The organism is Actinosynnema sp. NPDC059335, from assembly GCF_042752395.1.
Lineage (GTDB): Bacteria > Actinomycetota > Actinomycetes > Mycobacteriales > Pseudonocardiaceae > Actinosynnema.
In genome coordinates, this window is sequence record NZ_JBHYXZ010000167.1 from 1 (window position 1) to 8,018 (window position 8,018).

9 protein-coding genes are annotated in these 8,018 nt (G+C 73.5%); 3 read left to right on the forward strand and 6 right to left on the reverse strand.

Annotated elements, in window-relative coordinates:
- Positions 1–149: 149 nt before the first annotated feature.
- Both ACFXGA_RS33990 and ACFXGA_RS33995 read right to left on the reverse strand, forming a co-directional pair.
- The gene (locus tag ACFXGA_RS33990; protein WP_378095164.1) at positions 150–1,013 is read right to left on the reverse strand and encodes a spermidine synthase; all 864 of its coding nucleotides are present in this window, start codon (positions 1,011–1,013) and stop codon (positions 150–152) included.
- Positions 1,014–1,020: 7 nt separating this feature from the next.
- On the reverse strand, positions 1,021–1,374 hold the full coding sequence (locus ACFXGA_RS33995) for a hypothetical protein (RefSeq protein WP_378095166.1): 354 nt from the start codon (positions 1,372–1,374) through the stop codon (positions 1,021–1,023).
- Between the two features lie 19 nt (positions 1,375–1,393).
- Between ACFXGA_RS33995 and ACFXGA_RS34000 the strand changes: the two genes are divergently transcribed.
- Positions 1,394–1,756 carry a DUF1304 domain-containing protein gene (locus ACFXGA_RS34000; protein ID WP_378095168.1) on the forward strand — a complete coding sequence of 121 codons (363 nt, stop codon included), beginning with the start codon at positions 1,394–1,396 and terminating at the stop codon, positions 1,754–1,756.
- On the opposite strand, the gene ACFXGA_RS34005 is transcribed toward ACFXGA_RS34000, so the two are convergent.
- On the reverse strand, positions 1,683–3,119 hold the full coding sequence (locus ACFXGA_RS34005; protein ID WP_378095170.1) for a YibE/F family protein: 1,437 nt from the start codon (positions 3,117–3,119) through the stop codon (positions 1,683–1,685). The genes ACFXGA_RS34000 and ACFXGA_RS34005 overlap by 74 nt on opposite strands.
- 164 nt (positions 3,120–3,283) lie before the next feature.
- Between ACFXGA_RS34005 and ACFXGA_RS34010 the strand changes: the two genes are divergently transcribed.
- Positions 3,284–3,910 (forward strand): nitroreductase family protein, encoded by a 627-nt coding sequence (locus tag ACFXGA_RS34010; RefSeq protein WP_378095191.1) that lies wholly within the window; start codon positions 3,284–3,286, stop codon positions 3,908–3,910.
- On the opposite strand, the gene ACFXGA_RS34015 is transcribed toward ACFXGA_RS34010, so the two are convergent.
- Together ACFXGA_RS34015 and pnuC are read right to left on the reverse strand one after the other, a co-directional pair.
- On the reverse strand, positions 3,900–4,985 hold the full coding sequence (locus ACFXGA_RS34015) for an AAA family ATPase (RefSeq protein WP_378095172.1): 1,086 nt from the start codon (positions 4,983–4,985) through the stop codon (positions 3,900–3,902). The genes ACFXGA_RS34010 and ACFXGA_RS34015 overlap by 11 nt on opposite strands.
- Positions 4,982–5,623: a nicotinamide riboside transporter PnuC gene (gene pnuC, locus ACFXGA_RS34020; RefSeq protein WP_378095174.1), complete on the reverse strand. Its 642-nt coding sequence runs from the start codon at positions 5,621–5,623 to the stop codon at positions 4,982–4,984. The genes ACFXGA_RS34015 and pnuC overlap by 4 nt, the downstream gene beginning before the upstream one ends.
- Positions 5,624–5,669: 46 nt before the next feature.
- Here pnuC and ACFXGA_RS34025 point away from each other — a divergent pair, with 46 nt between their 5' ends.
- A complete protein-coding gene (locus ACFXGA_RS34025) occupies positions 5,670–7,574 on the forward strand; it encodes an intein-containing Rv2578c family radical SAM protein (protein ID WP_378095176.1) in 1,905 nt (634 codons plus the stop codon).
- A gap of 9 nt (positions 7,575–7,583) precedes the next feature.
- Here the strand turns inward: ACFXGA_RS34025 and ACFXGA_RS34030 are convergent, their stop codons facing one another.
- Positions 7,584–7,946, reverse strand: a complete 363-nt coding sequence (locus tag ACFXGA_RS34030) for a BBE domain-containing protein (protein ID WP_378095178.1) — start codon at positions 7,944–7,946, stop codon at positions 7,584–7,586.
- Between the last annotated feature and the right edge of the window lie 72 nt (positions 7,947–8,018).

The following is an 8,018-nucleotide window of genomic DNA, read 5'->3' on the forward strand; positions in this document are numbered from 1 at the left end:
TGCGGGTAGGGGTGGGAGTGCCCCCTTGACACGCGCGGTAGGGCTGCGCCAGGTCGGCGGGATGACACGGAACCCTTCTGTTGGGGAAGGGCGGGGGTTGGCCGGTGGGGAGTGGGGGAGGGGTGGGGGCGAGAGGGGGCGGGGGTGTGTCAGTCGGTGGGGAGGCCCCAGGTGCCCTTCGGCGGGGCGGGGGATTGGGTGGCGGTGGCGTCGGTGGTCGGGGGGATGCCGCCGATGAAGCGGATCAGGGAGTCGCCGTGTTCGACCCGGCCCGGGAACGGGTCGCCGGCGGACAGGCGGATCAGGGAGGCGATCGGTAGGTCGACGTGGGAGGCGACGAGGACGAAGTTGCCGAAGCGGCGGCCTCGGAAGACGGCCGGTTCGGCCAGGACGCAGACGTGGGGGAAGACGGCGCGGACGGTGGCGGCTTGGGCTTTGGCGAAGGACATCTTGCCGCCGTCGCCGATGTTGGCCGCGTAGATGCCGTCCGGGCGCAGGGTGCGGGAGGCCAGGGCGACGTATTCGACGGACGTCAGGTGCGCCGGGGTGCGGGAGCCGGCGAACACGTCGGTGACGACCAGGTCGAAGGTCGATTCCGGGGCTTTGGCGAGGACGGCGCGGGCGTCGCCGTTGCGGATGCGCAGGCGCCAGGTGCGGTCCAGCGGGAGCAGGCCGCGGACCAGGTCGATCAGGGCCGTGTCGATCTCGACGACCTGTTGGCTGGAACGGGGTCTGGTCGTGGCGATGTAGCGCGGCAGGGTGAGCGCGCCGCCGCCCAGGTGGAGGGCGCGGATCGGGTCGCGGTCCGGGGCGACCAGGTCCGCGACGTGGCCGAGCCGGCGCAGGTACTCGAACTCCAGGTGCGTCGGGTCGTCCAGGTCCACGTGGGACTGGGGGGTGCCGTTCAGGCGCAATGTCCACGCCCTCGGCACGTCGGGGTCGGGGACCAGTTCCGCGATGCCCGAGTCCACCTCCCGGCTGATGGTCTCGTCGGCTTTCCGGATCCGTCCCACCCTGCGATTATCCCGGTAGTCCCGAGGTGCGGCGCTTGCGGTCCACCAGCCTGCCCAGGCGCTCGGTGTCGCCCTGCAGCGGGCCGAGGGTGGCGGCCAGGACGCGGATCGACTCGTCCAGGTGACCGGTGTTGCCGGTCAGGCCGGCCAGTTCCGGCTCCAGCTCGGTGAGTTGGCGTTGCACCTCCTCCAGCTGGTGCAACGCCTCGGGCAGCTCGTTGGCCAGGAACGTGGCGAGCTGCTCCAGCCGTTCGAGGGTGCCCCGCAGGTCGGTCAGCGCTTCCAGCGCGTCGGCGATGCGCGGCAGTGCGAGCACCCCCGACACCAGCCCGGTGGCGACACCCAACGCGGTCCGCAACATGCGAGTACGTTACCGACCTGTGCAGATCGCCGCTGACGTCCTCACCGCGCTGGTCGCGGCCATCCACCTCTACATCGTGGTGCTGGAGATGGTCCTGTGGACCACGCCGCGCGGCCGGGCGGTGTTCGGGACCACGCCCGAGTTCGCCGCCCAGTCGAAGGTGCTGGCCGCCAACCAGGGCCTCTACAACGGGTTCCTGGCCGCGGGCCTGGTCGTGGCCCTGGTGGTGCGGGGGACGACGGGGTTCGCGTTCGCGGTGTTCTTCCTGGTCTGCGTGATCGTGGCCGGGTTGTACGGCGCGGCGACGGTCAGTCGTCGGATCCTCGTCGTGCAGTCCGTTCCCGCCGCGATCGCGTTGGCGCTGGTGCTGATCGCGCGGTAGGGGCCCGCCACGGGCCCTTGGCCGGGTCGTAGCCGGTGCGCAGGTCGCCGGACACGCGGGTGCGCCACGTGGAGGTCGTTCCCGGGGTGGTCGCCTCTGGGGTGGTCGCTTCTGGGGTGGTCGTCTTCGGGGTGGTCGGCGCGGGTTGGGCGGGTGCCGGTTCGCGGCGGGCGACGAAGGCGGCCAGGGCGGTGGTGATCGGCACGGCGGCGACCAGGCCGATGCTGCCCACCAGGGTGCGGACCAGTTCCTGCGCGACCTCCTGGGCGGTGAGGATCTCGCCCAGGGTGCGACCCGAGAGGGTGAACGCGAGCAGCAGCGGCAGCGCCGCGCCCGCGTAGGCCATGACCAGCGTGTTCACCACCGACGACAGGTGGTCGCGGCCGATGCGGGAACCCGCCGCGTAGAGGTCGCGGAAGCCCAGTGACGGGTTGGCGCGGCGCAGTTCCCACACCGCGCTGGTCTGCGTCACGGTCACGTCGTCCAGCACGCCCAGCGCGCCGATGATCGTGCCGGCCAGCAGCAGGCCGCGCGTGTCGATGCCGTGGCCGAGCAGCGACACGAGGTTGGCCGTGTCCTGGTCCAGGCCGGTCAGCTTGGCGAACGCGGAGAACAGGGCGCCGAGCACGCCGATCAGCGCGAGGCTGACCAGCGTCCCGAGCACGGCGGTGGACGTCCGCGCGGACACCCCGTGGGTCAGGTACAGCACCACGAACATGATCAGCCCCGCGCCGACCACGGCGACCGTGAGCGGGTTCTCGCCGGCCAGGATCGCGGGCAGCACGAACAGCACGAGCACCACGAAGCTCAACGCCAGCGCGCCCAGCGCCGCCAGGCCCTGCCAACGGCCCAGCAGGAGCACGGCGGCCACGAACAGCACCGCCAGCAGCAGCAACGGAACGCCGCGCTGGAAGTCGGCGAGCTGGTAGGACGTGCTGTCGTTGGGGTCGCCGCCGCCGTACGAGAGCACCACGGCGTCGCCCACGGCGAACTTGGGCGTGCCCGGCTGGTCCGGCACGGGGATGCGGATCTCGCGGCCGGCCGCCGCGCCGTCGCTCATCCGCACGGTCACCAGCACGCAGCCCGTGCCGCCCGGCACGCCCGCGTCCGGGCCGCACCCGCCCCGGGCCACGGCGGTCACGTCGCCGCGCACCGGCACCTGCGCGAGCCCCGCCTCCGCGCCGGTGCGCTGCTCGTGCCCGAACGGGTACAGCAGCAGCGTGCCCACCACGGTGGCGAGCACGAACGGCAGCAGCAGGACCAGCAGCAGCTTCCGGACCGGCTCGGAGGCGGGTTCGGCGGGGCCGTGCCCGTGTCCGTGGCCGTGGGCGGCGATCAGGTCCTTGGCGCGCACGGCGCACATACTGCCCGCTCGGCCTTGGTGTTCGCATGTCGGACAGTTGGGTGCGAACTCCGGCGTGGGTCCTCCGGGTCCGCCGCCCCCGGTGCCACGCTCGCCGCGTGACCACGAACTGGACACCCATTCACGGCCGGGCCTACGACCCGGTCCCGTACCGACCGGCCCGGATGCCGGTCGGGCAGTCCCTGCGCACGGCCGCCGACCTGCGCGACCGGATGCGGGAGCGCCGCACGGTGCGCATGTTCTCCCCCGACCCGGTGCCCGAACAGGTGGTGCTGGACGCCCTGGAGGTCGCCTCGACCGCGCCGAGCGGAGCCCACCAGCAGCCGTGGACGTTCGTGCTGGTGAAGGACCCCGAGGTGCGCCGGCGCATCCGGGAGGCCGCCGAGCACGAGGAACGCGTCTCGTACGCGGGCAGGCTGGGCGACGAGTGGCTGGACGCGTTGCGCCCCCTGGGCACCGACGACGTGAAGCCGCACCTGACCGACGCCCCCGTGCTGGTGGTCGTGTTCCAGCAGCGGTACTACCAGGAGCCGGACGGCACCCGGCGCAAGCACTACTACGTGGACGAGTCGGTGGGCATCGCGGTCGGCATGCTGCTCACGGCGCTGCACCTGTCCGGGCTCGCCGCGCTGACCCACACGCCGTCGCCGATGAGGTTCCTCGGCGAGGTGCTGGAACGCCCGCGCAACGAGAAGGCGTTCGCGGTGATCCCGATCGGCTACCCGGCCGACGACTGCGTGGTGCCCAACCTGGTCCGCAAGTCCCTGGACCAGGTGGTCGTCACCGTCTAGGGGCCAACGGGTCGGCGAACCGGAAGTGCGCGGCCACCGCCTCCTCGCAGGCGGCCAGCGCCTGCCGCAGCCGCTCGTCCGGCGACCCCGTGACGAGCCGCCACGGCACGCCCCGCTCGGCCAGGCGCGCCCGGAACTCCGCGGTCATCCACGCGCGCAGGTGCTCGCCGTCCCGCCACCCGTCCTGCTCGAACGGCACGCCGACGTGGTCGGTCAGCAGGTACAGGGCGGGGCGGTGGGCGTCCGGCGCGATGTCCGGGTGCGGCGCGCCGAGGTAGCGGTGGCCCCACACCGTCGCCGCCCACGGGTCGTTGTCGCACACCAGCACCGGACCGTCCACGGCGGCGTCGGCGAGCTGCTGCTGCCGCCGCGCGACGTCCTGGAAGTCGCCCACGGTCCACACCAGACGGTCCGGGGTGGCGTCCGGGTCGAACGCGCGGGCGGCGGCCAGCTTCAGCTCGGTGTGCTCCCGGCCGTACTCGGGCACCCACGGCGCGCCCAGCGCCCGCGCGAGGTCGCGGGACAGAGTGGTGGTGCCGGTGCTCTCCGCCCCGAGCACGACGATCCGCGCGCAGAGACCCACCCTGGTGGCCGGGGCGAGGTGCGCCCACCGGCCGCGCGGGTCGGCCCGGACCGCGGTGCCGGACACCGGGAAGGCGGCGCGGTCGACGTCCACCGGGACGTGCCGCGCGCCGAGCCGCTTGGCCATCTCGTCGCCGTAGTGCTCGCTGGAGAACACGGCGTCGACCCGGGCCGACGCGGGGTCGCCGTCCAGGATGGCCCGTCGCGCGAGCACCGCCCGCGCCACGCCCATGTGCAGCTCCCACACCCGGTCGCTGTGGAAGTCCATCTCGTGGTCGTCCACGTCGCCCAGCACGACCAGGCCGGGCGTGCCGGCGTGCTCGGCGCGCAGCCACGAGACCCGGTCGGCCAACGGGATCGACTCCACGCTCGACGCCAGCACGGTCACGGTGGTCCGCCCGCTGCGGGCGGCGGCCGTGCGGATGAGGTGGTGGTGACCGGCGTGCGGGGGGTAGAACTTGCCCAGCACCAACGCGTGGTCGAAGTCGCTCACGCCGTCACCGCCTCGTCCTCGCGCAGGGCCTTGGTCCAGTTGCGCAGGCCGAGCACGCACAACGCCAGGAAACCGACGTAGAGGATCGCGGTCAGCCAGAGGTCCTTGTAGGCGTACAACGGAACGTAGATCACGTCCGCTGCGATCCACAGCCACCAGCACTCGACCTTCTTGCGGGTCTGGCCCCACGTGGCCAGCAGCGAGAGGACGGTGGTCGCGGAGTCCGCCCACGGCACGGTCGAGTTGCTGAACGCGGTGAGCACCCACACCAGCACCAGGGTGCCCGCCACGCCGGCCGCGAGCAGCCACCACCACTGCGCGCGGGTCGTGCGGCCGACGGGCAGCGGTGTGTGCTGCGCGCCGCCCCGCAGCCACGCCCACCAGCCGTACAGCGCGAGCGCGACGTAGACGACCTGCAGGCCCGAGTCGGCGTACAGGCCGCTGGTCGCGAACAGCACCAGGAAGGCGAGGTTGTTGAGGATGCCGATCGGCCAGTTCCAGGGGTTCTGCCGGGCCACCAGCCACACGCAGAGCGCGCCGGTGACGAAACCCGCCACCTCGCCCCAGCTGGTGGCCACCCCGGCGACCGTGACGGCGGGGGTGTTGAAGGGCCAGAGGATGACGTCGAGCACTGACACGGGCACTCCGTTTGACCGGTTATCGAACATCTGTTCGAATGTGGACATGCGATGGGACGGGCAGAAGGACGGGGCGGACCGGCAGCAGGCCCTGCCGGGGTTGCCGGGGCTGGTGCGCAGCGTACGAACTCCCGACTTCGCCGATGTCGTGTTCCACGAGGTGAACGCCAAATCGGTGCTCAACAAGGTGCCCGGCGACGGGATGCCGTTCGGCTGGACCGTCAACCCCTACCGCGGGTGCACGCACGGGTGCACGTACTGCCTGACGGGTGACACGCCCGTGCTGCTGGCCGACGGCCGCACCAAGCCGATCGCCGAGCTGTCGGTCGGCGAGGAGGTGTTCGGCACGGCGCACGGCCGGTTCGTGGTCACCCGCGTGCGGGCGCACTGGAAGACCGCCAAGCCCGCCTACCGGGTGACCTTGAGCGACGGCACCCGGGTGGTCGCGGGCGGCGACCACCGGTTCCTCACCGACGAGGGCTGGAAGCACGTCACGCCCGGCCGCTGCGCCGACTTCGAGGAGCGGCCGTTCCTGGTGAAGGGCGCGCGGCTGGTCGGCACGGGCCGGTTCGCCACCCCGCCCGCGCAGGGCGCGGAGTACCGCGCGGGCTACCTGTGGGGCGTCGTGCGCGGCGGCGTGCCGGCCCACCCGGACGTGCTGGCCCGGGTGCGCGCGTTCGCGGGCGGCCGGGTGCCGCGGGAGGGGCAGCTGGCCGAGTGGCCGACCGGGCCGGGGGAGGAGTGGTCGAAGGGCTTCCTGGCCGGCGTGTTCGACGCGCGGGGCAGCGCCGCGGGCGGCGAGCTGGTGATGTCCAGTTCGGACAGCGCGGTGTTCGACGCGGCCGTGCTGGCGTTGACGCGGCTGCGCGTGCCGCACGCGGTCGAGGTGCGCGGCGTGCGGATCACCGGCGACCTGGCGGAGCGGCTGCGGTTCCTGCACCTGGTCAACCCGGCCGTCGGGCGCGGCAGCGCGGTCGAGGGCATGGCGGTGCCGGTCACGTCGCGGCTGAGCGTCGTGTCGGTGGAGTCGCTGGGCGTGACCCGCACGCTGTACGACATCACCACCGGCACCGGCGACTTCGTGGCCAACGGCCTGGTGAGCCACAACTGCTTCGCCCGCAAGACGCACACCTACCTCGACCTGGACGCGGGCCACGACTTCGACACGCAGGTCGTGGTCAAGGTCAACGCGGTGGAGGTGCTCACGGCGCAGCTGCGGTCCAAGCGGTGGCGGCGCGAGCACGTGGCGATGGGCACGAACACCGACCCGTACCAGCGGGCCGAGGGCCGGTACGCGTTGATGCCGGGCATCATCCGCGCGCTGGCCGACTCGGGCACGCCGTTCTCCATCCTGACCAAGGGCACCGTGATGGCGCGGGACGTCCCGCTGCTGGCGCGGGCCGCGTCGGCGGTGCCGGTGGGCATCGGGGTGTCGCTCGCGCTGCTGGACCGGGAGCTGCAGTCCGGGCTGGAACCGGGCACGCCGAGCCCGCGGGCGAGGCTCGACCTGGTGCGCCGGATCCGGGACGCGGGGCTGCCGTGCGGGGTGTTCGTCGCGCCGGTGCTGCCGGCGCTCACGGACTCGGAGGAGCAGTTGGACGCGTTGCTGGCCGCCGTCGCGGAGGCCGGCGCGACGGGCGTGACGGTCCTGCCGCTGCACCTGCGGCCGGGCGCGCGGGAGTGGTTCGCCCGGTGGCTGGTGCGGGAGCGGCCGGACCTCACCGACACCTACCGCCGGCTGTACGCGCGGGGGTCCTACGTGGACGCCCGGTACCGGCGGTGGCTGACCGGGCGCATCCGGCCGCTGCTGCGGCGGCACGGCCTCGACGCGCGCGGCAAGCGGGACGCGGTCGGCGTGCCCGGCGACGAGGAGGGGTTGTGGCCGGAGGGCAGCCTGCCGTCCTCGGCGCCGAACGCGCCGGTGGCGCAGGAGCAGTTGACCCTGCTGTGACGCCGCGGCTCACCCCGCGGTGACGGACTGCGGGAAGCGCAGCACGCGGTCGGGGTCGTAGCGGCGGGCGACGGCCCGCAGCCGGCGCAGGTTGTGCCGGTACGCGGTCCGCGCCCAGTCCTCCTGCGCCGGGTCGAGGTAGTTGATGTAGGTGCCGGCGCCGACCAGCCGCGCGAGCGCCGACTGCACGTCGTCCACCTCGCGCGTGACGTGCTCGGGCGGCAGGTCGCCGACGGTGCCGAAGACCTCGATGGACGTCGTCGCGCCGCGGTGCGGGTAGGCGGTGTCGGTCGGCGACGGCCGGTCCATCGCACCGCCGAGCGCGCCCACGATGAGCAGCGCGCTGTCCTTGCCCCGCACGGTGTCCGCCACCGCCGCCGCGCAACGCCCAGAAGAGGTCGGGCTCGCGGTCCGCCGAGGCGGTCACCAGGCGGCCGTCCACCG

What these genes read in the sequence shown, in the direction of transcription:
- ACFXGA_RS33995 (WP_378095166.1), bottom strand. Translation starts at nt 1,374, where the DNA reads ATGTTGCGGACCGCGTTGGGTGTCGCCACCGGGCTGGTGTCGGGGGTG.
- ACFXGA_RS34025 (WP_378095176.1), top strand. Translation starts at nt 5,670, where the DNA reads ATGCGATGGGACGGGCAGAAGGACGGGGCGGACCGGCAGCAGGCCCTG.
- ACFXGA_RS34005 (WP_378095170.1), bottom strand. Translation starts at nt 3,119, where the DNA reads ATGTGCGCCGTGCGCGCCAAGGACCTGATCGCCGCCCACGGCCACGGA.
- ACFXGA_RS34010 (WP_378095191.1), top strand. Translation starts at nt 3,284, where the DNA reads ATGCCGGTCGGGCAGTCCCTGCGCACGGCCGCCGACCTGCGCGACCGG.